Origin of the sequence: Erwinia sp. S38, from assembly GCF_016624545.1 — a bacterium.
GTDB classification, from domain to species: domain Bacteria; phylum Pseudomonadota; class Gammaproteobacteria; order Enterobacterales; family Enterobacteriaceae; genus Erwinia; species Erwinia coffeiphila.
The window spans coordinates 109,775-132,367 of the sequence record NZ_JACVTS010000008.1 but is presented as its reverse complement, the minus strand read 5'-3'; the positions used below and the strand labels follow the sequence as shown (position 1 = coordinate 132,367).

The following is a 22,593-nucleotide window of genomic DNA, read 5'->3' as shown; positions in this document are numbered from 1 at the left end:
CCCGGTCAGCGGTAGCGTTTTGTCGGGCTATTTTGATCCTGAGCGGCAAGCCAGGTGAGCTTTTCACCGATTTTGCCCTCCAGCCCGCGAGATGTTGGCTGATAGTAGCGCGTCTGCGCCATCTGCGGGGGGAAATAGTCCTCACCGGCCGCGTAGGCGTTCGGTTCATCATGGGCGTAGCGATACTCTGCTCCCAGCCCCATTTCCTTCATCAGCTTCGTTGGTGCATTGCGCAAATGTTCAGGCACGTCGTAATCCGGATTCTCGCGCGCATCGCGCATGGCCGCTTTGAACGCGGTGTAAACGGCATTGCTTTTAGGTGCGCAGGCCAGATAGACAATCGCCTGGGCAATCGCACGTTCACCCTCAGCCGGGCCAACCCGGGTAAAGCAGTCCCAGGCGGCAATAGCCACCTGCATTCCGCGCGGGTCAGCATTGCCGACGTCCTCAGAAGCAATTGCCAGCAGCCGGCGAGCAACATACAGCGGATCGCCACCCGCGGTGATAATTCTTGCATACCAGTACAGCGCCGCATCCGGTGCGGAACCGCGCACGGACTTATGCAGTGCAGAGATCAGATCGTAAAAACGGTCGCCCTTGTTATCGAAGCGGGCGCTGCGTTCCCCTGAAACTTCGTTAAGCAGCTGCGGCGTCAGTTCACGCTTGCCTTCTGCGTTAACCTCGGCCATATCCGCCATCATTTCCAGCGTGTTCAACGCACGACGCGCATCGCCGTTAACCAGCTCGGCAATCATACTGCGGGTATTATCCGGCAAAATGACGTTGTCTTTGCCGAAGCCACGTTCAGCATCATGCATCGCCTGATCGAGCACAGCGGCGATATCATCGCTGGTTAACGATTTAAGCAGATAGACGCGGGCACGCGAAAGCAGCGCGGAATTGAGTTCAAACGAGGGGTTCTCAGTTGTCGCACCGATAAAAGTAATGGTGCCGTCCTCAATATGCGGCAGGAAGGCATCCTGCTGGCTTTTATTGAAGCGATGCACCTCATCGACAAACAGGATGGTACGGCGACCCGCATTGCGGCTCTGTCTGGCGCGTTCGATAGCTTCACGTATCTCTTTCACGCCGGATGTCACGGCGGAAATACGTTCAACGTCCGCCTGGCCGTAGTGGCCGATAATCTCAGCCAGCGTGGTTTTTCCTGTCCCCGGCGGTCCCCATAAAATCATCGAATGAAGATGACCGGCCTCAATGGCACGCGGAAGTGGTTTACCCACCGCCAGCAAATGCTGTTGACCAATATATTCATTCAGATTGCGTGGCCGCATGCGCGCGGCCAGAGGCTGAAATTCGTTACGGGAAAAATCAAGAGACAGGTTACTCACGCGAACCTCACTGACGCTGATCGTCCAGGGTTACGCCTTTTGGTGGCGTGAACGTGAACTTATCAGCGGAGATAGCCCCGTTCTGCTGGCTTTTCAGCGCATAGCTACTGCGCTGGCCGTCCTGTTCTACTGCGCTGAACTGGTTGATCGTACCGTTGGTTGATACGTTGATATCAAACTGCTTCAGATTGCCGTCAATAGATTTCGGCGTCAGTGAGAAGTTGTCTCCTTTCTGCGCGATATTATACTGCTTCCAGTCGCTGGCCTGATTGCGGGCGATCAGCATAAACGGCGTGTTGCCGGTAGCGTCTTTCAGCCAGCTGGCACTAACCTGTTCAACAAAAGGATTGTAGAACCACAGCGTTTTACCATCGGAAATCAGGGTGCTCTCATCGGGGGCCGTCATATGCCAGTTAAACAGATTTGGCCGCTGCACCCACATTTCCCCCTCGCCGTCCTGAACGGATGCGCCGCTGCCGTCAGTCACTTTCTGACTGAACGTGGCGTGGAAGCTTTTTACCTTATCCAGGCGCTGCTTCAGCTCGCTGGAGGCATCTGCCAGCACGCTGGCCGAAGTAAAGGCCGCCAGCAGACAGCATGAGATTACAACTTTTTTCATTACGGCATCCTTAATAACGCTTTGATATCACGCTTAAAATAAAGCATTGATTAACTAAACAACCATCACATTTCATGCGGTGGCGGTGCCAGTACTTCACGATTCCCGTTGTGACCTGGCGATGACACAATGCCCTGCGCTTCCATCTGTTCGATGATGCGCGCGGCGCGGTTATAGCCGATACGGAACTGACGCTGCACCCCGGAAATTGAGGCCCGGCGTTTATCCACCACGAAGGCAACGGCCTGGTCAAACAGCTGGTCGAGTTCTTCATCCCCTTCCATGCCGCCGCCTGCGGATTCACCATCATCGCCGCCGCTGAGAATACCTTCTTTATATTTTGGCCGCTCGCGCGCTTTCCAGTCTTTCACCACCGCGTGAACTTCCTGATCGCGAACAAAGGCACCGTGTACGCGGACAGGGATTGATGAGTTCGGGGCCAGATAAAGCATATCACCCATACCCAGCAACGACTCTGCGCCGCCCTGATCGAGGATCGTGCGCGAGTCAATTTTACTCGATACGGTAAAGGCGATACGGGTTGGAATATTCGCCTTGATCAGACCAGTGATCACATCCACCGAGGGACGCTGAGTCGCCAGCACCAGGTGAATACCGGCGGCACGGGCTTTCTGCGCCAGGCGAGCAATCAACTCCTCCACCTTTTTACCTACGGTCATAATCAGGTCGGCAAATTCATCGACCATCACCACGATGTAAGGCTCTTTCTCCAGCACCGGTGGCGTCGTGTCCATACTGTCGGTTGGCTTCCAGAACGGATCGGGAATAGGACGCCCCATCTCTTCTGCCAAATCGACTTTTTCGTTGTAGCCAGCAATGTTACGCACGCCCAGCGCCGACATCAGCTTGTAACGACGTTCCATCTCAACCACACACCAGCGCAGGGCATTTGCCGCATCTTTCATATCCGTAACCACATCGGTTAGCAGATGCGGGATACCTTCGTAGACCGACAGCTCAAGCATTTTCGGGTCGATCATGATAAAGCGCACTTCTTTCGGCGTCGCTTTATACAGGATGCTGAGGATCATCGCGTTAACGCCCACAGACTTACCGGAACCGGTCGTACCGGCAACCAGCAGGTGAGGCATTTTACCCAGATCGGCCACCACCGGCTCGCCGGAAATATCCTTACCGAGAACGATAGACAGCGGCGACGGGTTATCCAGGAACGCCGGGCAGTTCAGCACTTCTCGCAGATAAACCGTCTGGCGTTTCTGGTTAGGCAACTCCAGGCCAACGTAAGGCCGCCCCGGGATCACTTCCACCACGCGCACGGCGACGGCAGAAAGGGAACGGGCCAGATCGCGGGAAAGGTTAGAAATTCGCGCCGCTTTCACGCCAGGTGCCAGATCCAGCTCAAAGCGCGTGATTACCGGCCCTGGCGAGTTACCCACGACTTCAGCTTTAACACGATAATCGGCCAGTCGTGCTTCGATCAAACGCGAGGTCTGCTCAAGCGCAAAGTGATCGACTGGCTCGGTTTCCGTTGGCGGAGAGGTCAACAGATCGAGGCTAGGCAGTGGCGTCGTCGGCTTATACGTCGGCTGCTCGTGACGAACCAGGAACGGATGGATCAGGCTATCCATATCCGGTTCGGCTGCGACAGGCTCAACGCTCGCCGACGGCTGAACGGCCTGCGCGGCGGGCACCGGTCGCCAGGCTGAAGCAGGTGCAGGATCGGCCGCTTGCTCCCGTGCGGGCTGCCAGCTATCTGGCTCCGGCTGCCGCTGTGATTCAGGCTCCGCTTTCTGCCACTGGGACGCAGGCTCTTCACGCCACTGTTGCTGTGGCGCAGTAACCAAAGCCTGGGGCTGCTGAGCGCTGACTGAAGGCTGCAGTTGTTGATATGTACTTACCGGTGGCTGTTGCCACTGAGGTGCAACGTGCTCTGGTTCTGTGACTGCCGATGGCATAAACAGAGGCTCAACAGGACCGTCATCCACCAGATCGTCCATTGGTGAGAAGTCGAATGCAGAAGAGGTATCCAGAGTGAACGTTGGCGCTACAGGTTCTGATGCAGACTGTGCGGACGATACAGCTGGCGCCGTCGGTGCGCTCTCAGCCGCGTAACGCTGTTGCTGCTGCGCAGCAAACTGGCTGGCCAGCGCGGCCTGCTGCACCAGATCCTCTTCCTCAGGAGAAAGAGCTTCACCATAGCGCTGTTGCTGCTGAGCAAGGAATGCTGCGCGCAGGCTTGCCTCTTCGGCTTCAGTATCCTGCTCATCACTCAGTTCTGGCACGGCATGACGGGCTGCGGCCTGCTGCTGTTCCTGCTGCTGACGCAGTTCTTCTTCTTTGGCTTTTTCTTCGGCCATCCGCTGCGAAGGCAGCTTAATACCATAGGAAGCCAGTTCGCGCCGCGTCGGGAGCTTAACCGGTTTCGGTCGTGGCAGTTCAGGACCAATCCCCTGCTTCACCTGCGGATTATCGTCATCATCGCTGGTCGCGCTGAAGCCAGGCATAAACGGCATCGCGTTATCAGAGGCCTGCACAACGGCAGCGCCGGCACCTGCCGCTGTCGCTATCGTCGCAGCAGCATGTGAGGTCGACTGCGGTGAGAATTCAAATGGTGAGGAAGAAGCTTCACGCCAGTTCCCCATTTGTGGGCCGTCATCCTCATCCTGATAAGACGGAGCAACCGGCGGCGGGGTCTGCACTTCCTGTGGAACTTCGAAGCGATAGACCGGCGGAGCAGCCTGTTGTGTAACGGGCTGTGCTGACGGCGTAGTCGGCTGCGACAGAGCAGATGCCTGCGGCTGCGCGACAACAGGTTCATGATGCGCCGAAGGGGTTTGCCGCAAAGCATCGGTATTCGTCGCTTCTGCAGCAAAGGCGTTCGTCGATGCAGCAGCGCTGACTGCCGCAGCCTGACCTGCGGAAGCTACTTCCGCCACCGAAACCACAGGAGCTGCGGATTCGTCGGATGCGGCCTTCAGCGGTTTAGCCAACAGCGGATCGTGTTCGTCGTCTTCAACATCCGTCAAAGCGTGTTTTGTCAGCAGAACGTCATCACTTTCGTCTTTACGCGTCGCACGTGAAGAGATGACCGGTGCATCCTCTTCCTCGTCATCATCGTCTTCCTGCCACTTTTCATCCGCACGGGAGCGATTACTGGCAAACGTCAACACGCCCATCACCACCGCGCCAATTTTCTCAGCGATGGTCAACCAGGACCAGCCGGTATATAGCGTCAGGCCTGCCGCCCAAACGCAAAGCAGGATTAAAGTCCCGGCAGGGCCGTTCACCCACGGAGCCATGGCATTGCTTAACAGACTGCCAATCACGCCACCGGAGGCGAAGTAACCCATATCATCAGCATTTAACGCAGCCAGGCCACAGGAGGTCACCACCAGCGCAAGTACGCCGATAAGCCGTAAAGCAACGGCAAAATAGTCGATGTATTCCTGGGAGCTACGCTGACGGAAGGTGATCCAGCACAGGCCTAAAATAACGGGAGGAATTGCATACGCCATCACGCCAAAGATGAAAAACAGCGTATCGGCAAGCCACGCACCCACTCCACCACCGAGGTTATGGATAGGCTCGTGCCAGGCGGTTTGCGACCAGCTCGGATCGGAGGCATTGAAGCTCACCAGTGCGACCATCAGATAAATGGCGAAAAGAGCAACAATAATCAATAACGCTTCCAGTAGACGGCGTCCACTGCTTAGCGGTTGTAACGAAACTTCTTTATCTTCTGTATATTCCTGGCTCAAGAGTACTCTCCAGGTGCCTGTAAACTATGAAGGCAACAGCGTCGGGGTTAACCCGACGCTGAACCTGTATGAATTCACAGGAGTGTATCGAAACCTACCAGGTTTTGCACCTGTCCTGTGTTACCGGGTCTTAATCACTAAACGGTTACTTTGTTTCACTTCTTCCATGACCACATAGGTACGCGTATCGTTCACTCCCGGCAGGCGCAGCAGCGTTTCGCCGAGTAATTTACGGTAGGCGGACATGTCAGGTACGCGCGTTTTCAACAGATAGTCGAAATCACCGGAAACGAGGTGACACTCTTGAGTTTCCTCAAGTTTTTGCACGGCGGCGTTAAATTGTTCAAACACGTCTGGCGCGCCACGATTCAGAGTAATCTCAACGAAAACCAGCAGAGAAGCGTCGAGATAGTGTGGATTCAGCTGCGCGGTATAGCCAAGAATGAAGCCCTGGCGTTCCAGGCGACGGACACGCTCCAGACACGGCGTTGGGGATAGTCCCACGCGTTTGGATAGTTCAACGTTAGAAATACGCCCATCCTTCTGTAATTCATTCAGGATGTTGCGGTCGATTCTGTCAAGGTCTTTACCCGGTCGTTTTTTATTGTCTACCATTATTATTGTCTCTCTTAAATCCTTCCCTTTACCTGCCTACCCTGCACGCTGAGTCGTTTACAGAGTCGTTCTAAGTGAAGACATAGAGCCTGCTGCGATATTGCACGCCTCATCTGCATGACGCATGTTGTCTGTCCACACCATGCGTCATTCCAAATGACAGACTGAGTTTATTTGACGATGAACGCAAAACAGGCAAAAACGCCGCTGCGCTCTCTTAAATATTCTCCGCTTCCAATAATGTTTTCGCAAAACAGCAGCCGATTGTCAAAGTAAAACAATCAAAACCAGTACAACATTCCAGATAAGAGGCTGGCTCTCTGTTTTTCAATGACAATTTTTTTCCCTTTACGCCATGACAAGATAACAACTGCTGAATTTTCACCCAGATTTCCCGCTTCAGATAAGGATGATTGGTTTAGCCTTTTTCATTAATCGTTAACAAAATCGCAGAATGCTTTTTTTGCCCCGCTAAATTCCCTACAATCCGCAATCATGCTCGTCAGTTAATTAATGAGGATCTCATGGGTACGGCTAAACACAGTAAGTTACTGATTCTTGGTTCGGGTCCGGCTGGTTACACTGCCGCCGTTTATGCGGCCAGGGCCAACCTGAATCCGGTGCTGATTACCGGTCTGGAAAAAGGCGGTCAGCTCACTACCACGACCGACGTTGAAAACTGGCCGGGAGATGCTAACGAGCTGACCGGCCCGCTGCTGATGGAACGCATGCACGAACATGCGGTGAAATTTAACACCGAGATCATTTTCGACCATATCCACAGCGTAGATCTGCAGAATCGCCCGTTCCGTCTTACCGGTGATGAAGGCGAATACACCGCTGACGCATTGATTATCGCTACCGGTGCCTCCGCGCGTTATCTGGGCCTGCCTTCTGAAGATGAGTTTAAGGGCCGTGGCGTTTCTGCCTGCGCAACCTGCGACGGCTTTTTCTATCGCAATCAGAAAGTCGCCGTTATCGGTGGCGGTAATACAGCCGTTGAAGAAGCGCTTTACCTGGCAAACATCGCCGCTGAGGTACATCTGATCCACCGTCGTGACAGCTTCCGTGCGGAAAAGATCCTGATTGACCGGCTGATGGAAAAAGTGAAGAACGGCAACATTGTGCTGCACACCGACCGCACGCTGGATGAAGTGCTTGGCGATCAGATGGGCGTCAGCTCACTGCGCCTGCGTTCAACTCATGATGAAACGCAAACCGAAACTCTGGAAGTGGCTGGCCTGTTTGTTGCTATCGGTCACAGCCCGAACACCGGCATTTTCAACGGTCAGCTTGAGCTGGAAAACGGCTATATCAAAGTCCGGTCCGGTATCCACGGTAACGCCACGCAAACCAGCATTCCCGGCGTATTCGCTGCCGGTGACGTGATGGACCATATTTATCGTCAGGCGATTACTTCTGCGGGCACCGGCTGTATGGCTGCGCTTGATGCCGAGCGTTACCTGGACGGTTTGGTTAAAAATAATCAGTAAGTTGTTAAAACTCTGAGCTTATCTTGCTTAAGGCGACGAGCAATTGTCGCCTTTTTACCCTCCGCATTGTAACATTGCCGCGCTTGACACCGATCTTCCTGGGGGCTTCCGCCTCACTACCGTTTACGTCAGGGCAACTCGGCAAAACATGAATAAAACTCGACAACAACAACTCACCCGCTGGCTGAAAAGTCAGAGCGTTCACGGCCATCGCTGGCTGCGGCTCTCATCCCTGCTCGGTACGCTGAGCGCGCTGCTTATCCTGGCTCAGGCGTGGTTCCTTGCCTCGCTGCTGCAGGCGCTGATCATCGATCACCTCCCTCGCGAAACGCAGCGGGTTGATTTTATCCTGTTACTGGCCTGTTTCGCTGCACGCGCCCTGCTGGCATGGCTGCGGGAAAAGGCGGGTTTTAAAGCCGGACAGGCGATCCGTCTGGCACTGCGCAAGCGCGTACTGGACCGACTGACCGAGCTGGGTCCGGCGTGGATTCAGGGCAAACCAGCCGGAAGCTGGGCCACCCTGTTGCTGGAACAGATTGAAGAGATGCAGGATTACTACGCACGCTATCTGCCACAGATGATGCTGGCCGGCGTGATCCCCTGCATGGTGCTGATCCTGCTGTTCCCGGTTAACTGGGCAGCATCGCTTATCCTGCTGGCCACGGCTCCTCTCATTCCGTTGTTTATGGCGATGGTCGGGATGGGCGCGGCGGATGCAAACCGCCGTAATTTCCTCGCGCTGGGTCGCCTGAGCGGTCAGTTTCTCGATCGCCTGCGCGGGCTGGAAACGCTGCGTTTGTTTAATCGCGCCAAAGCTGAAACCGAAACAATTCGAGATGCCTCCGAGCAGTTCCGCCAGCGCACGATGGAAGTATTGCGCATGGCCTTTCTTTCCTCAGCAGTGCTGGAATTCTTTGCTTCTATTTCTATCGCGCTGATCGCCGTCTATTTCGGTTTCTCCTACCTCGGCGTGTTCGACTTCGGCCACTACAGCGGCCCGGTCACGCTGTTTGCAGGCTTCCTGGTGCTGATTCTGGCTCCGGAATTTTACCAGCCGCTGCGCGATCTGGGCGCTTTCTATCATGCCAAAGCCCAGGCTGTCGGCGGTGCCGATGCACTGCAAACCTTCCTGGAAGAGAGCGAGGATGCTGCTATTAAGCGCGGGGAACTGAAACCAGACCTCAGCGCCGGCTTCAGCCTGATTGCGCGCGATATGACCGTGACCACCACCGATGGCACGGTGCTGGCCGGCCCGCTGAACTTCGAATTGCAACCGGGACAGCGAATTGCAGTCGTGGGGCAAAGCGGTGCCGGTAAAACCTCGCTGATGAATGCCCTGCTCGGTTATCTGCCGTATACGGGTTCGCTGTTGGTGAACGATACGGAGCTACGCGATATCGATCAGGACCACTGGCAGGCGCAGCTGGCCTGGGTCGGGCAAAACCCTCATCTCCCGGCGAACACGCTGCGTGAAAATATTCAGCTGAGCGGCAACCACGACGAAACGCGCCTGCAGCAGGTTCTGGAGCTGGCCGGCGTGAATGAATTTCTCCCCCGGCTGCCTGCGGGTCTGGACAGTGAGACGGGCGATCAGGCCGCGCGCCTGTCTGTAGGGCAGGCGCAGCGCGTTGCCGTTGCGCGTGCGCTGATGAAACCCTGCCGCCTGATGCTGCTGGATGAACCCGATGCCAGCCTGGATGCACAAAGTGAGCAGCACGTAAATCATGCGCTGCTGCAGGCTTCACACGATCAGAGCACCCTGCTGATCACCCACCAGCTGGACCGTCTGGCGCAGTGGGACGAAATCTGGCTGATGCGCAACGGTACTCTTGTGCAACAGGGAGACTGGGCAACGCTGGCTGATACCCCGGGACCGTTTGCTGAACTACTGGCACAGCGAGGAGGCTCGTTGGAATGAAAACTCTGCTGCCCTTTCTGAAGCTTTATCGTCGCCACATCTGGCGGCTGTTGTTTGGCATGCTGCTGGCCGCAGTCACGCTGTTAGCCAGCATTGGCTTACTGACGTTGTCGGGCTGGTTCCTTGCGGCCACCTCGCTGGCAGGCGTGGCGGGTATCTACAGCTTTAACTACATGCTGCCAGCGGCGGGCGTGCGGGGTGCAGCCATCAGCCGTACCGTTGCGCGTTACGTAGAGCGCCTGGTCAGCCACGACGGCACCTTCCGCGTACTGCAACATCTTCGGGTGTTTACCTTCAGCAAACTGCTGCCGCTCTCCCCTGCCGGTATTGCCCGCTTCCGTCAGGGTGAGTTGCTTAACCGTCTGGTCGCCGATGTCGATACTCTGGACCACCTTTACCTGCGGGTCATTTCGCCGCTGGTCGGCGCGCTGGTGGTGGTTGCCGTGGTAACAGTTGGTCTGAGCTGGCTCGACGTCGGCCTGGCGCTGACCCTCGCCGCACTGATGCTGTTAACCCTGCTGCTGCTTCCCCCGGTATTTTATCGTGCCGGATTGCCCGTTGGGCAAGACCTCACCCGTTTACGCGGGCAGTATCGCAGCGGCCTCACACGATGGTTACAGGGGCAGGCCGAGCTGAGACTGTATGGTGCCGCCGCTCAGTTCCGCAACGCGCTGGACGGTACGGAACAACAGTGGCTGAATGTGCAGCTTCGCCAGGCCAGCCTGACCGGGCTGTCGCAGGCGCTGGTGATGCTGATGGGAGGCATTGCCGTCACCCTGATGCTGTGGCTGAGTGCCGCAGGCATTGGCGGCGATCCTCATCCCGGCGCGTATATTGCACTGTTTGTATTCTGTGCACTGGCCGCTTTTGAAGCACTGGGGCCGGTGGGCACCGCTTTCCAGCATCTGGGGCATGTTATTGCCTCAGCGCAGCGGGTAACGCAAATCATCGAGCAAGAACCGGCGGTAACCTTTGCGGCAACGTCACCGCAGAACGCAGGCGGCGCAGCGGTAACGCTACGTGACGTCAGTTTCCGCTATGCCAGTAGCGATCCGCTGGCGCTGGACAGCGTTTCTCTGGATATTGCATCCGGTGAGCACATCGCACTGCTGGGACGAACCGGCTGCGGAAAATCCACGCTGCTGCAGCTGTTAACCCGCGCATGGGACCCGCAACAGGGTGAGATCGTGCTGAATGGTATCCCACTCACTAGCTGGAGTGAGGCCGACTTGCGGAGCCGCACCAGCGTGGTGACTCAGCGCGTTCACCTGTTTACCAGCACGCTGCGCGACAACCTGCTGCTTGCTGCACCGAATGCCAGCGATGAAGAACTCAGCACCGCTCTGCATCAGGTCGGGCTGGATAAGCTCCTGGATAATGAACAGGGGCTAAATGCATGGCTGGGTGAAGGCGGTCGCCAGCTGTCAGGCGGTGAGCTGCGGCGTCTTGGTCTTGCCCGGGCGCTGCTGCACAACGGTGACCTGCTGCTCCTGGATGAACCGACCGAGGGGCTAGATGCCGAGACCGAGCAGCAAATACTGTCACTGCTACGTAAAGTGTCGAAGGGTAAAACCCTGATCATGGTAACGCACCGACTGCGTGGCCTGGCAAACTTTGATCGGATCTGCGTGATGGATAGCGGCAGGATCATCGAACAGGGCGATCATCAGAAATTAGTGGCGGATCGTGGCCGCTACTGGACATTTTTACAACGCTTTGCGCTATAGTCTTTAGCTCAGAAAACCTGCGGATATCACGATGCGTTTGATCCAGCTATCACGCGATTCGTTAAACTTCCCGCCGCCAGAAATGGCGCTGCGGGAACCTAACGGACTGTTGGCAATGGGAGGCGATCTCAGCTCCGCCCGCCTGCTTAATGCCTACCATCACGGTATTTTCCCCTGGTTTTCCCCGGGCGATCCGATTCTTTGGTGGTCACCTGACCCCCGTGCTGTACTGCTGCCGGAGGAATTTCACCTCAGCCGCAGTATGAAGCGTTTTCATCATAAATCCCCCTACACCGTTACGCTTAATCAGCGATTTTCCGACGTTGTAGCAGGCTGTGCAGCCGAACGTGATGAAGGCACCTGGATTACCCCGGAGGTCAGGCAGGCCTGGCAATTATTACATTCTCAGGGCTATGCACACTCGGTTGAAGTCTGGTTCGGGGACGAGCTGGTCGGCGGTATGTACGGCCTGGCGCTGGGGCAGATTTTTTGCGGAGAATCGATGTTCAGCCGCAGCGAGAATGCGTCTAAAACAGCTCTGCTGATATTCAGCCGCTGGTTTCAGCAGCAGGGTGGGCAATTAATTGACTGCCAGATACTTAATCCTCATACCGCCTCGCTGGGTGCCAAGGAAATATCCCGCGCCAGCTATTTGCAACACGTAGAAAATTACGCCAGGCAGGCACTTTTACCCGACTGCTGGCGGCCAAAGCGGCTTTTTTAGACCCTGACGCTGATGTTTTCCAGCACCCGACGAATAAAAGTGATATAATCCCCGGCGTTTGGTATGTCGTCCGCTTTTCACCGGTACAAGATGGTGATGCGGAATCCCAGGCTGGGAATCTCAACGCACCTGTCAGAACTGTTTCTCATCGTGCGATAAAGCAGATTTAAACAGATTCTTAGCCCGCTGTTCCCCCACGCAGACGCTATTCAATACGACTTATTCGTAACTTTTCCGTGCTTAAATGGCATGAGAGGAGTTGATGTGGGTGATCAAATCATCTGCAATTCTTTACTTAATACGTGAAATTCGGCATTATCTTGCCGGTTCAAAACTAAGGTAGTCCACCTAGAGGATTCGATGGCCAAAGAAGACAATATTGAAATGCAGGGTACCGTACTTGATACGTTACCTAACACCATGTTCCGCGTTGAATTGGAAAACGGTCACGTGGTTACCGCTCATATCTCCGGTAAAATGCGCAAAAACTATATCCGCATCCTGACGGGTGACAAAGTCACTGTAGAGCTGACCCCGTACGACCTGAGCAAAGGCCGCATTGTCTTCCGTAGTCGCTGATTAGCCCCATTCCGTTTCTGCCCGCAGAATTTTGCCTGGCAGCAACCATTAAAAAGGCCGGATAATTATCCGGCCTTTATTTTATCTGCTGAACTGAACTGAACCGTTAGTGTACGGTCCCTTCCGCTTTACGCTTCTCAGCGCTGAGGAAGTGATAGGTCAGCTGATTCTTCTCTTTGTCCAGTCCAACGGATACCGAACCACCGTCAACCAGCGAGCCGAACAGCAACTCGTTCGCCAGCGGTTTTTTCAGGTTCTCCTGAACGGCACGGGCCATCGGACGGGCACCCATCGCTTTGTCATAGCCTTTATCCGCCAGCCATTCCCTTGCATCATCGCTGACTTCCAGCGATACGCCTTTCGGGTCCAGCTGGGCCTGCAGCTCAACGATAAACTTATCGACAACCTGATGGATCACCACGCGATCGAGGTGTTTGAACCAGATAATGTTATCGAGACGGTTACGGAACTCCGGCGTAAAGATCTTTTTGATCTCTTCCATCGCATCGGTGCTGTTATCCTGCTGGATCAGGCCGATCGATTTACGTTCGGTTTCCCGCACTCCGGCGTTGGTCGTCATCACCAGCACGACGTTACGGAAGTCCGCCTTACGGCCGTTGTTATCGGTCAACATGCCGTTGTCCATCACCTGCAACAGCAGGTTAAAGACATCCGGGTGGGCCTTCTCGATTTCATCCAGCAGCACTACAGCATGCGGATGCTTAATCACCGCATCGGTCAGCAATCCACCCTGATCGAAGCCAACGTAGCCCGGAGGCGCACCGATAAGGCGGCTGACGGTGTGGCGTTCCATATACTCGGACATATCAAAGCGCAACAGTTCAATACCCAGCGCACGCGCCAGCTGTACCGTAACTTCAGTTTTACCAACCCCGGTAGGCCCGGCAAACAGGAATGAACCGACCGGTTTGCGATCCTGGCCCAGACCCGCGCGGCTCATCTTGATCGCCTCGGTCAATGCTTCAATAGCGTTATCCTGACCGAACACCAGCATTTTCAGGCGGTCGCCGAGCGTTTTCAGCGTATCGCGATCGCTGGCAGAAACGCTTTTTTCCGGAATACGCGCAATGCGTGCCACAACGCTTTCGATATCCGCCACGTTAACGGTTTTCTTGCGTTTGCTGGCCGGCATCAAACGTGCACGCGCACCGGCTTCATCAATCACGTCAATCGCCTTATCGGGCAGATGACGATCGTTGATGTACTTCACCGCCAGCTCCACGGCTGCACGCACGGCTTTCGCCGTATAGCGAACATCGTGGTGCGCTTCATACTTCGGCTTCAGCCCGTTAAGGATCTGCACCGTTTCTTCAACCGTCGGTTCGGTAATATCAATTTTCTGGAAGCGACGCGCCAGCGCACGATCCTTCTCAAAGATATTGCTGAACTCCTGATAGGTGGTTGAGCCCATTACCCGGATCTTGCCGCTTGAAAGCAGCGGTTTGATCAGATTAGCCGCATCAACCTGGCCACCGGAAGCCGCACCTGCACCGATGATGGTATGGATCTCATCGATAAACAGAATGCTGCTGGTGTCCTGCTCAAGCTGCTTCAGCAACGCTTTAAAACGCTTCTCGAAATCGCCACGGTATTTGGTGCCCGCCAGCAGTGAACCGATATCCAGAGAATAAATGGTGCACTCTTTCATGACTTCCGGCACATCACCCTGCACGATACGCCATGCCAGACCTTCGGCAATCGCGGTTTTACCTACACCGGACTCACCCACCAGCAGCGGGTTATTTTTCCGGCGACGGCACAGTACCTGGATGGCACGCTCCAGCTCTTTATCGCGGCCGATCAGGGGATCGATCCCCCCGACACGGGCAAGCTGGTTAAGGTTGGTGGTGAAGTTTTCCATACGTTCCTCCCCGCCTGCTTGCTCTTCGTTAACCGGATTTTCTGCGCTGGATGACGGGCCTGGCTCATCTTTACGCGTGCCATGAGAAATAAAGTTCACCACATCAAGGCGGCTGACTTCATGTTTGCGCAGCAGATAAGCTGCCTGCGACTCCTGCTCGCTAAAAATAGCGACCAGTACGTTTGCGCCAGCCACTTCACTACGGCCTGATGACTGGACATGGAATACTGCACGCTGCAGTACGCGCTGGAAGCTGAGCGTAGGTTGTGTATCACGCTCTTCTTCGCTGACCGGCAGAACCGGGGTGGTTTGTTCGATAAACGCTTCAAGCTCCTGACGGAGCGCCACGATATCGACACTGCAGGCTTCCAGTGCCTCTCTGGCCGACGGGTTACTGAGCAGCGCCAGTAACAAATGCTCGACGGTCATAAACTCATGTCGGTGCTCGCGCGCTCTGGCGAAAGCCATATTTAAACTGAGTTCCAGTTCTTGATTGAGCATAGGCACCTCCCCCAATAGATCGCCTTATTCAGGCTTTTTCCAGCGTACATAGCAACGGATGCTCATTTTCCCTGGCATACTTGTTCACGTGTGCCACTTTGGTTTCTGCAACTTCGGCGGTAAATACGCCACAGATCGCCTTCCCCTGGTAATGCACCGTAAGCATCAGTTGCGTTGCACGTTCAACATCATAAGAAAAGAACTTTTGCAGTACGTCAATAACAAATTCCATAGGCGTATAGTCATCGTTGTGCAGAATGACCTTATACATGGAGGGCGGCTTAAGTTCCTCGCGAACTTTGTCATCCGCAAGCTGTTCAAAATTAAGCCAATCGTTAGTCTTTCCCATACATATCCAGTGTGATCAACATTACTTACTTCTGCCAGATTAACATCATTCAGGTTATGTTTTACACGACCAAAATGTTGTGCAATATCGTTGATATTGTGAACAAAAGGTAACATTCGCGACCTTCATCACAAAATTCGCAATAGCGTTAACTACCTCAAATTTTGATGATTTTGTCCCTGAGTGCACCGCTCGTTTGCTTGACCGGCCCTGCTAATTCTCTACAGTACTCAAACAGGCTGAATGTGTTTTAAACAGCCATCGGGCGCATTGCCTGATATTTCCCCACCAATTTTGAATGTCTTGCGAGGGATGTAGAAGCATGGAGACGGGTACTGTTAAATGGTTTAATAACGCCAAAGGCTTCGGTTTCATCTGCCCGGTAGGGGGTGGCGACGATATCTTCGCGCACTACTCAACGATTCAGATGGATGGATACAGAACGCTGAAAGCCGGGCAACAAGTCCAGTTTGATGTGCATCAGGGGCCAAAAGGCAATCATGCCAGCCTGATCGTCCCTGTGGAAACGGCAGTCGCGGTAAGCGCCTGACCTTTCTAACTCATTCTGTACAACCCTGCGACAAAATGCCAGCCAGCGATGCTGGCATTTTTATGCGATAACTGCACAACGGTATTAATATTGGGTTAAACCGTCGCTTTTCAACCCGCCATCGCGCCCGTTTTCCCTCAGTCCGCCTTCCCTCTTGCCAGCCACTGCACGCGGGCAAACATCTTACGTAACAACGGAGGGATGGCGTCAGTACCGCGAACGGCAGCCTCTTCCGCCACCGCAATCGCCAGATCAGGCTTTGACGAATGGGAGATGGCTTTGGCGATAACCCGCCGCAGGTTCATCGGCACGCCCTCGGGTAAACGCGCTACACGATGATATACCGCCGAGAATCCCTGCCTGTACAGGAAATGCTCCATATCCAGTGCGGGTAATTGCGTCAGATAATTCGCTTCATGTTCTTCTGCAGATATCTGACTACGCGCCGTGGCCGCATATTTTTTCCCGGCTTCGTCGCCATCGGTCAGCACGTGCCACTCAATCCCCATACGCCGGGCAAACTTCAGCAGCGGTTTCAGCCCCGACTGCGCAAATTCGATGACTTTGATCCCTTCAGCGGCAAAATGATAATTGCACTGCCGCGCCAGCTCATTCATCACCCAGACTTCCGTTTCCCCCTCCACCAGCAGCCAGCAGCGGGCAAACAGCGCAGAGGGCCGGTTCAGGCGAATATGGAAGGCAATTCGCCGTGCGTCTTCACTGCTCAGTCCGCTCTCACCCAGCCGCCAGGCGGCAACCCGTCCGCTGTCGCGCACCAGACGGCAAACATGTTCAACCGGCACCTGCGCCAGCAGCTCACCGGAGTTGGTGGTGGCAATCTGCTGCAGCGGCAGTACCGCCAGCAGCTCCTGTGCTACCGCCAGCATAATAGGATGAAGCCGCGTTTCAGGATCTTCCAACAGCAGCAGCGGCCGCGCCTGCGGTGCAAGCTGCTGAACGCCGCGAACCTGCACCAGCTGTGCAAACATCTGTAGCAGGATCAGCCGCCGGCTGCGGCTGTCGGCGGCCACAATCAGCTGATTGATTTCGGCCAGATGCCGCCAGCCAAGTCGGGAAGCACGATGATGATGAGGCGCCCGTTTTTGCGGCACATCATCCACGGACTGCTGCCAGGAGAAATAGTGCTCCAGCAGCTGTTGCAGCGTGCCCAGCCCCTGCTGTAGCGCGCTGTCAGTAAGATTTTGCGGTCGGGAAACCACGTCGCGCGTCAGATTGCTTATCTGGCTGACCAGCTCACCAAACTGCCGCTCTCCTGCCTCGGCAATCGCTTCACGCGGCAGACGTCGGCTAAAGCGCGCATCCCGTAACCTAAGTACCGGATGCAGCTGTATCAGCAATTTCACCCGCTCATTGCAAGCGCTGCCTTCCAGCAGCGGCAGCCCTTCGCTATCGATAAACTGGCGTCGGGTCGTCACACGATCGTCGGCCTGTAAACGCCCTTCAAAGCGTAATCTGATCCGCTGAAGACGATCGTCTCCTTTACGCCACAACGACGAATAACGCTGATAGCGATCGGACTGCACATCGCCCTGCTCCTCACACCAGGTAAAGGTTGCATACAGACGTTGCTCGCGGCTTTGTTGCTCCCCTGGCGGATAATAGAAATCATGCGGGGTAAACTGATACAGCTCCTGCTGCGGCGCTAACAGCAGCGACAGTACATCCAGCAGGCTGGATTTACCCCAGGCATTCTCACCAATCAGTACATTGTGCTGTTCCAGCGGCAGCACCAGTCGACTCAGGCCACGAAAACCCATGACGTCAATTTGTTCCAGAATCATATCCGCCTCAACTCGTCCGTTTTAATGAGAATGGTCGGCGGACAGCGTCAGGTCAAGGCTCGTAATGCAGATTACTATTATTTCCATTTGCGCATGAATTTGAGCCAGATCAAGTCGATACCTGATTAACCCGGCTGGAGCTTGCAATCATCAGCTGCACGATCTTTTATAAGGTGCATTTAAAATGCATCTTATAAGGATGAGATCATGTTTTGTATTCAATGTGAGCAAACAATGCGTACGCCAGCCGGTGACGGCTGCGCCTATGCACAGGGCATGTGTGGTAAAACTGCGGAAACGTCCGATCTTCAGGATCTGCTGGTCGCCGTACTACAGGGTCTGTCAGCATGGGCGCTGGAAGCACGCAGCCTGGGCATCATCGATCACCAGGTCGACAGCTTTTCACCCCGCGCCTTCTTCTCCACGCTGACCAACGTCAACTTTGATTCCCATCGTATTATCGATTACGCCTTCGAAGCGATTCGCCTGCGTGAGGATTTGCGCCAGCGCTGCGAGCTGATGGCCGGAAACGCGGCACCGCATCATCCGCTGGCAAATCTGCGGCTGGAAAGCCACGACATCAGCGTTCTGCAACAGCAGGCGGCGCAGTTTGCCCTGCGGGATGCGAACACCCACCCCGATATCCTCGGCTTACGCCTGCTGAATCTGTACGGTCTGAAAGGCGCGGCGGCTTATATGGAGCATGCTCACGTACACGGTCGTTTCGACAATGACGTCTACGCCCAATATCACCAGATCATGGCCTGGCTCGGCACCCAGCCGAACGACAGCGCGAAACTGGTCGACTGCGCGATGCAAATCGGCAAAATGAACTTCACCATTATGGGCATGCTGGATGAAGCACAAACCAGCGTTTACGGCGACCCGCAGCCGACAACGGTGAACGTCCGCCCGGTTGCCGGTAAAGCGATTTTGATTTCCGGCCACGATCTGAAAGACCTCCAGCTGCTACTGGAACAAACCGCAGGCAAGGGCATCAACATCTATACTCACGGCGAGATGCTGCCCGCTCACGGCTACCCGGAACTGAAAAAACATCCGCATCTGGTCGGTAACTACGGCAGCGGCTGGCAAAATCAGCAGACCGAGTTTGCCCGTTTCCCCGGCCCGATCATCATGACTTCCAACTGCATCATCGATCCCACCGTCGGTGATTATCAGCAGCGCATCTGGACCCGCAGCATCGTTGGCTGGCCGGGCGTGAACCACATTACAGGCGATGATTTCACTGCCGTTATCCATCAGGCGCTGTCGATGGCCGGATTCCCTTACAGTGAAATTCCCCATGAGATCACCGTTGGATTTGGCCGAAAAGTGTTACAGGATGCATGCGACAGCGTTATCGACCTGGTCAGCCGTAAAAAACTGCGTCACGTCTTTGTGATTGGCGGCTGTGACGGCAGCCGCGACCAGCGCAGCTATTACACCGAACTGGCGCTGGCAGCCCCGAAAGACGCGCTGATTATGACACTCGGCTGCGGCAAGTATCGCTTTAACAAGCTCGACTTCGGCACCATCGAAGGGCTACCCCGCCTGCTGGACGTCGGCCAGTGCAATGACAGCTACTCGGCCATTATGCTGGCGGTGAAGCTGGCCGAAAAACTTAACTGCGGGGTTAACGATCTGCCGCTGTCGCTGATGCTCTCCTGGTTTGAGCAGAAGGCCATCGTGGTGCTGCTGACGCTGCTGGCGCTGGGGGTTAAGAATGTGCGTACCGGCCCAACCGTTCCGGCATTCCTGACAGAAAACCTGCTGACCATCCTCAACGAACAGTTTGGCCTGATGCCGGTCAACACTGCCGAACAGGATATGGCTATCGCGCTGGGCGAAGAGGTATAAATCATGGACATGCATCCCCTGTGTCAGTGGCGGATGCAGGTTCATCACCTGCATCAGGAAACGCCGGATGTCTGGACCATTGCGCTGATTAACCACGATTTTTATCGCTGGCAGGCAGGACAGTATGCACTGGTCAGTATTGCGGGCAGCGATGAACTGCGCGCCTATACCCTCTCCTCCACGCCCGGACAAAGCGCGCTGATTACGCTGACCGTACGCCATATTGCCGAGGGCAAAGGCTCAGGCTGGCTGACGCAGCAGCTGAAACCGGGCGATCACCTCTGGCTGTCCGATCCGCAGGGCGAATTCAGCTGTGAAAAGCATCCGGCCGCAAACTATCTGTTTCTGGCCGCGGGCTGCGGCATCACGCCGGTGATGTCAATGTGCCGCTGGCTGCGGCAGCATCGGCCGGAATGCAGCGTGCGGTTGATTTACAGTGTGCGTTCAGCCAGCGATGTGATTTTTGCCGGTGAACTGGCCGCCATGCAGCCCTGGCTGAAACTGACCGTAGTAGCGGAAAATCAGCCCGCAGCGAACATGCTGGCAGATCGCCTGGACCGCGAACGCCTTGCCGCAATCGCGCCGGATATTGCTGACGCAACGGTGATGATCTGCGGACCTCAACCCTATATGGATCTGATGGAGAGCGATGCCGCCGCGCTGGGTGCCAGGCAAATACTGACAGAACGATTCACGCCCGTTGCCGCTACTGCACATGTTGAACCAGCCTCCGAAGCAGGTGCTACTCTGACCATCAGCGGCCCGCCGCTCGCTGCTGCGGCACCGTTCCCCGCTGGCTGGTCACTGCTGGCCGCCATGGAAGCCCATCATCTGCCGGTCACCGCCGTATGCCGGGCGGGCGTTTGCGGCTGCTGTAAAACGCGCGTTGCCAGCGGCAACTACACAACCAGCAGCACGCTGACGCTCAGCGATGCCGAGATCGCCCAGGGTTATGTGCTGGCATGCAGCTGCCAGCCAAACAGCGATATTGTTATTGGCTAACACACCGCGTGTGAAACAGCTTGTTGCACACGCTTTCCCGATCCTGTTCGTCTTCAACTATGCTTTTGCCAGGAATTAATCACGGTATTTTAATTCGATCGTGCTGAACGAGGAGGAAAGCATGAAGCAAACTGTTGCGGCACTGGTCGCGAAAACCCTTGAAAGTGCAGGAGTAAAGCGCATCTGGGGCGTGACCGGTGACTCGCTTAATGGACTGAGTGACAGCCTTAATAAGATGGGAACCATTCGCTGGATGCCCACCCGCCATGAAGAGGTCGCGGCTTTTGCTGCCGGGGCAGAAGCACATCTTACCGGTGAACTGGCGGTCTGTGCCGGTTCCTGCGGACCGGGTAACCTGCATCTGATCAATGGCCTGTTTGACTGTCATCGCAACCATGTTCCGGTGCTGGCCATTGCCGCACATATCCCCTCAAGCGAAATCGGCAGCAACTATTTCCAGGAAACACATCCGCAGGAGCTGTTCCGCGAATGCAGCCACTACTGTGAGCTGGTCTCCAATCCCGAGCAGCTGCCGCAGGTACTCGGTATCGCGATGCGTAAAGCGATACTCAACCGGGGCGTCTCGGTGGTGGTTCTGCCGGGTGACGTCGCCCTTCAGCTCGCCCCGGAGGGTGCCAGCGATGCCTGGTATCCTCCGCAGCAGCCGCTGGTGCGCCCTACGGCCGGACAGCTCTCCGCGCTGGCTGAAAAACTTAACGCCGCCAGCAACATTACCCTGCTGTGCGGCAGCGGCTGCGCCGGAGCCCATGCAGAGGTGGTGAAACTGGCCGAAACCCTGAAAGCGCCGATTGTTCACGCCCTGCGCGGGAAAGAACACATTGAGTATGACAACCCCTATGATGTCGGTATGACCGGGCTGATCGGTTTTTCATCGGGATATCACGCGATGATGAATGCCGATACGCTGGTGGTACTCGGTAGCCAGTTCCCCTATCGCGCGTTTTATCCGCCTGAAGCACAGATTATTCAGATTGATATCAATCCCGGCAGCCTTGGCAGCCACAGCCATGTGAATATGGCGCTGGTGGGTGATATCAAAGCCACACTGAGCGAGCTTCTGCCTCAGCTCAGCGTAAAAAGCGAGCGACGGTTCCTGGACAAAGCCCTGGAGCACTATGCGAGGACCCGCAAAGATCTCGACGATCTGGCCACTGCCAACGATAAACAGGCGATCCACCCGCAGTATCTGGCACAGCAGGTCAGTCGGTTCGCCGCAGAAGATGCCATATTCAGCTGCGACGTCGGCACGCCAACCGTGTGGGCGGCCCGTTATCTGAAAATGAACGGCAAGCGTCGCCTGCTGGGATCGTTCAGCCACGGTTCCATGGCTAACGCCATGCCGCAGGCGCTGGGCGCGCAGGCCATCGATCCACAGCGGCAGGTTATCGCCCTGTGCGGCGACGGCGGCTTCAGTATGCTGATGGGCGATTTTCTTTCGCTGGCCCAGCTCAAACTACCGGTGAAAATCGTGGTGTTTAATAACAGCGTGCTGGGCTTTGTGGCGATGGAAATGAAAGCCGGAGGCTATATGACCGACGGCACCGAACTGCATAATCCTAACTTTGCGGCAATCGCCGAAGCCTGCGGCGTTAAGGGAATTCGTGTGGAGCGCGCCTCCGACCTTGATGATGCACTGCAGCAGGCATTTGCACACGATGGCCCGGCCCTGGTGGATGTGGTGACCGCGAAAGAAGAACTGGCTATGCCGCCGGAGATTAAACTGGAACAGGCCAAAGGATTCAGCCTGTATATGCTGCGGGCGATTATCAACGGTCGTGGCGATGAAGTGGTCGAACTGGCAAAAACTAACTGGCTGAGGTAAAAAAGGATTGTCTTTTTTTCGGGCGCTGCGGCGCCCGTTT

The 22,593-nt window shown here is 55.5% G+C and carries 16 protein-coding genes; 9 read left to right on the top strand and 7 right to left on the bottom strand.

Annotated elements, in window-relative coordinates; genetic code table 11:
- Window positions 1–5: 5 nt before the first annotated feature.
- From IBT46_RS11455 to lrp, 4 genes are all read right to left on the bottom strand, one after another.
- The gene (locus tag IBT46_RS11455) at window positions 6–1,349 is read right to left on the bottom strand and encodes a replication-associated recombination protein A (protein WP_105593455.1); all 1,344 of its coding nucleotides are present in this window, start codon (window positions 1,347–1,349) and stop codon (window positions 6–8) included.
- Between the two features lie 7 nt (window positions 1,350–1,356).
- Window positions 1,357–1,968, bottom strand: coding sequence for an outer membrane lipoprotein chaperone LolA (gene lolA / locus IBT46_RS11450; protein WP_200545769.1), 612 nt, complete (start codon window positions 1,966–1,968; stop codon window positions 1,357–1,359).
- A gap of 65 nt (window positions 1,969–2,033) precedes the next feature.
- The gene (locus IBT46_RS11445) at window positions 2,034–5,708 is read right to left on the bottom strand and encodes a DNA translocase FtsK 4TM domain-containing protein (RefSeq protein ID WP_200545768.1); all 3,675 of its coding nucleotides are present in this window, start codon (window positions 5,706–5,708) and stop codon (window positions 2,034–2,036) included.
- Window positions 5,709–5,828: 120 nt separating this feature from the next.
- Window positions 5,829–6,323, bottom strand: coding sequence for a leucine-responsive transcriptional regulator Lrp (lrp, locus tag IBT46_RS11440; protein WP_006118610.1), 495 nt, complete (start codon window positions 6,321–6,323; stop codon window positions 5,829–5,831).
- A gap of 524 nt (window positions 6,324–6,847) precedes the next feature.
- Between lrp and trxB the strand changes: the two genes are divergently transcribed.
- From trxB to infA, 5 genes are all read left to right on the top strand, one after another.
- Window positions 6,848–7,816, top strand: a complete 969-nt coding sequence (gene trxB / locus IBT46_RS11435) for a thioredoxin-disulfide reductase (RefSeq protein ID WP_200545767.1) — start codon at window positions 6,848–6,850, stop codon at window positions 7,814–7,816.
- A 148-nt stretch (window positions 7,817–7,964) separates the two neighbouring features.
- A complete protein-coding gene (cydD, locus tag IBT46_RS11430; RefSeq protein WP_105593459.1) occupies window positions 7,965–9,734 on the top strand; it encodes a cysteine/glutathione ABC transporter permease/ATP-binding protein CydD in 1,770 nt (589 codons plus the stop codon).
- Window positions 9,731–11,461: a cysteine/glutathione ABC transporter ATP-binding protein/permease CydC gene (gene cydC / locus IBT46_RS11425; RefSeq protein WP_200545766.1), complete on the top strand. Its 1,731-nt coding sequence runs from the start codon at window positions 9,731–9,733 to the stop codon at window positions 11,459–11,461. The genes cydD and cydC overlap by 4 nt, the downstream gene beginning before the upstream one ends.
- A 31-nt stretch (window positions 11,462–11,492) precedes the next feature.
- A complete protein-coding gene (aat, locus tag IBT46_RS11420) occupies window positions 11,493–12,185 on the top strand; it encodes a leucyl/phenylalanyl-tRNA--protein transferase (RefSeq protein ID WP_200545765.1) in 693 nt (230 codons plus the stop codon).
- 360 nt (window positions 12,186–12,545) lie between these two features.
- Entirely contained in the window at window positions 12,546–12,764 is a 219-nt protein-coding gene (gene infA, locus IBT46_RS11415; protein ID WP_002211347.1) for a translation initiation factor IF-1, read from the top strand.
- Window positions 12,765–12,870: 106 nt separating this feature from the next.
- On the opposite strand, the gene clpA is transcribed toward infA, so the two are convergent.
- Complete coding sequence (gene clpA / locus IBT46_RS11410; protein WP_105593462.1) at window positions 12,871–15,147, bottom strand: ATP-dependent Clp protease ATP-binding subunit ClpA; 2,277 nt, start codon at window positions 15,145–15,147, stop codon at window positions 12,871–12,873.
- A 28-nt stretch (window positions 15,148–15,175) separates the two neighbouring features.
- The gene (clpS, locus tag IBT46_RS11405; protein WP_105593463.1) at window positions 15,176–15,496 is read right to left on the bottom strand and encodes an ATP-dependent Clp protease adapter ClpS; all 321 of its coding nucleotides are present in this window, start codon (window positions 15,494–15,496) and stop codon (window positions 15,176–15,178) included.
- A gap of 322 nt (window positions 15,497–15,818) precedes the next feature.
- Here clpS and cspD point away from each other — a divergent pair, with 322 nt between their 5' ends.
- Window positions 15,819–16,046, top strand: coding sequence for a cold shock-like protein CspD (gene cspD, locus IBT46_RS11400; RefSeq protein ID WP_105593464.1), 228 nt, complete (start codon window positions 15,819–15,821; stop codon window positions 16,044–16,046).
- A 137-nt stretch (window positions 16,047–16,183) separates the two neighbouring features.
- Here the strand turns inward: cspD and IBT46_RS11395 are convergent, their stop codons facing one another.
- Complete coding sequence (locus IBT46_RS11395) at window positions 16,184–17,848, bottom strand: ATP-dependent endonuclease (RefSeq protein WP_200545764.1); 1,665 nt, start codon at window positions 17,846–17,848, stop codon at window positions 16,184–16,186.
- Window positions 17,849–18,055: 207 nt separating this feature from the next.
- Here IBT46_RS11395 and hcp point away from each other — a divergent pair, with 207 nt between their 5' ends.
- The 3 genes from hcp (at window position 18,056) to poxB (ending at window position 22,553) form a co-directional block, all read left to right on the top strand.
- A complete protein-coding gene (gene hcp / locus IBT46_RS11390) occupies window positions 18,056–19,708 on the top strand; it encodes a hydroxylamine reductase (protein ID WP_200545763.1) in 1,653 nt (550 codons plus the stop codon).
- 3 nt (window positions 19,709–19,711) lie between these two features.
- Window positions 19,712–20,710 (top strand): NADH oxidoreductase, encoded by a 999-nt coding sequence (gene hcr, locus IBT46_RS11385; protein WP_200545762.1) that lies wholly within the window; start codon window positions 19,712–19,714, stop codon window positions 20,708–20,710.
- A gap of 121 nt (window positions 20,711–20,831) precedes the next feature.
- Entirely contained in the window at window positions 20,832–22,553 is a 1,722-nt protein-coding gene (gene poxB, locus IBT46_RS11380) for a ubiquinone-dependent pyruvate dehydrogenase (RefSeq protein ID WP_200545761.1), read from the top strand.
- The last annotated feature ends 40 nt before the right edge of the window (window positions 22,554–22,593 follow it).

What these genes read in the sequence shown, in the direction of transcription:
- hcp (WP_200545763.1), top strand. Translation starts at nt 18,056, where the DNA reads ATGTTTTGTATTCAATGTGAGCAAACAATGCGTACGCCAGCCGGTGAC.
- infA (WP_002211347.1), top strand. Translation starts at nt 12,546, where the DNA reads ATGGCCAAAGAAGACAATATTGAAATGCAGGGTACCGTACTTGATACG.
- cydD (WP_105593459.1), top strand. Translation starts at nt 7,965, where the DNA reads ATGAATAAAACTCGACAACAACAACTCACCCGCTGGCTGAAAAGTCAG.
- IBT46_RS11395 (WP_200545764.1), bottom strand. Translation starts at nt 17,848, where the DNA reads ATGATTCTGGAACAAATTGACGTCATGGGTTTTCGTGGCCTGAGTCGA.
- trxB (WP_200545767.1), top strand. Translation starts at nt 6,848, where the DNA reads ATGGGTACGGCTAAACACAGTAAGTTACTGATTCTTGGTTCGGGTCCG.
- poxB (WP_200545761.1), top strand. Translation starts at nt 20,832, where the DNA reads ATGAAGCAAACTGTTGCGGCACTGGTCGCGAAAACCCTTGAAAGTGCA.
- aat (WP_200545765.1), top strand. Translation starts at nt 11,493, where the DNA reads ATGCGTTTGATCCAGCTATCACGCGATTCGTTAAACTTCCCGCCGCCA.
- cydC (WP_200545766.1), top strand. Translation starts at nt 9,731, where the DNA reads ATGAAAACTCTGCTGCCCTTTCTGAAGCTTTATCGTCGCCACATCTGG.
- clpA (WP_105593462.1), bottom strand. Translation starts at nt 15,147, where the DNA reads ATGCTCAATCAAGAACTGGAACTCAGTTTAAATATGGCTTTCGCCAGA.
- hcr (WP_200545762.1), top strand. Translation starts at nt 19,712, where the DNA reads ATGGACATGCATCCCCTGTGTCAGTGGCGGATGCAGGTTCATCACCTG.
- lolA (WP_200545769.1), bottom strand. Translation starts at nt 1,968, where the DNA reads ATGAAAAAAGTTGTAATCTCATGCTGTCTGCTGGCGGCCTTTACTTCG.
- clpS (WP_105593463.1), bottom strand. Translation starts at nt 15,496, where the DNA reads ATGGGAAAGACTAACGATTGGCTTAATTTTGAACAGCTTGCGGATGAC.
- lrp (WP_006118610.1), bottom strand. Translation starts at nt 6,323, where the DNA reads ATGGTAGACAATAAAAAACGACCGGGTAAAGACCTTGACAGAATCGAC.
- cspD (WP_105593464.1), top strand. Translation starts at nt 15,819, where the DNA reads ATGGAGACGGGTACTGTTAAATGGTTTAATAACGCCAAAGGCTTCGGT.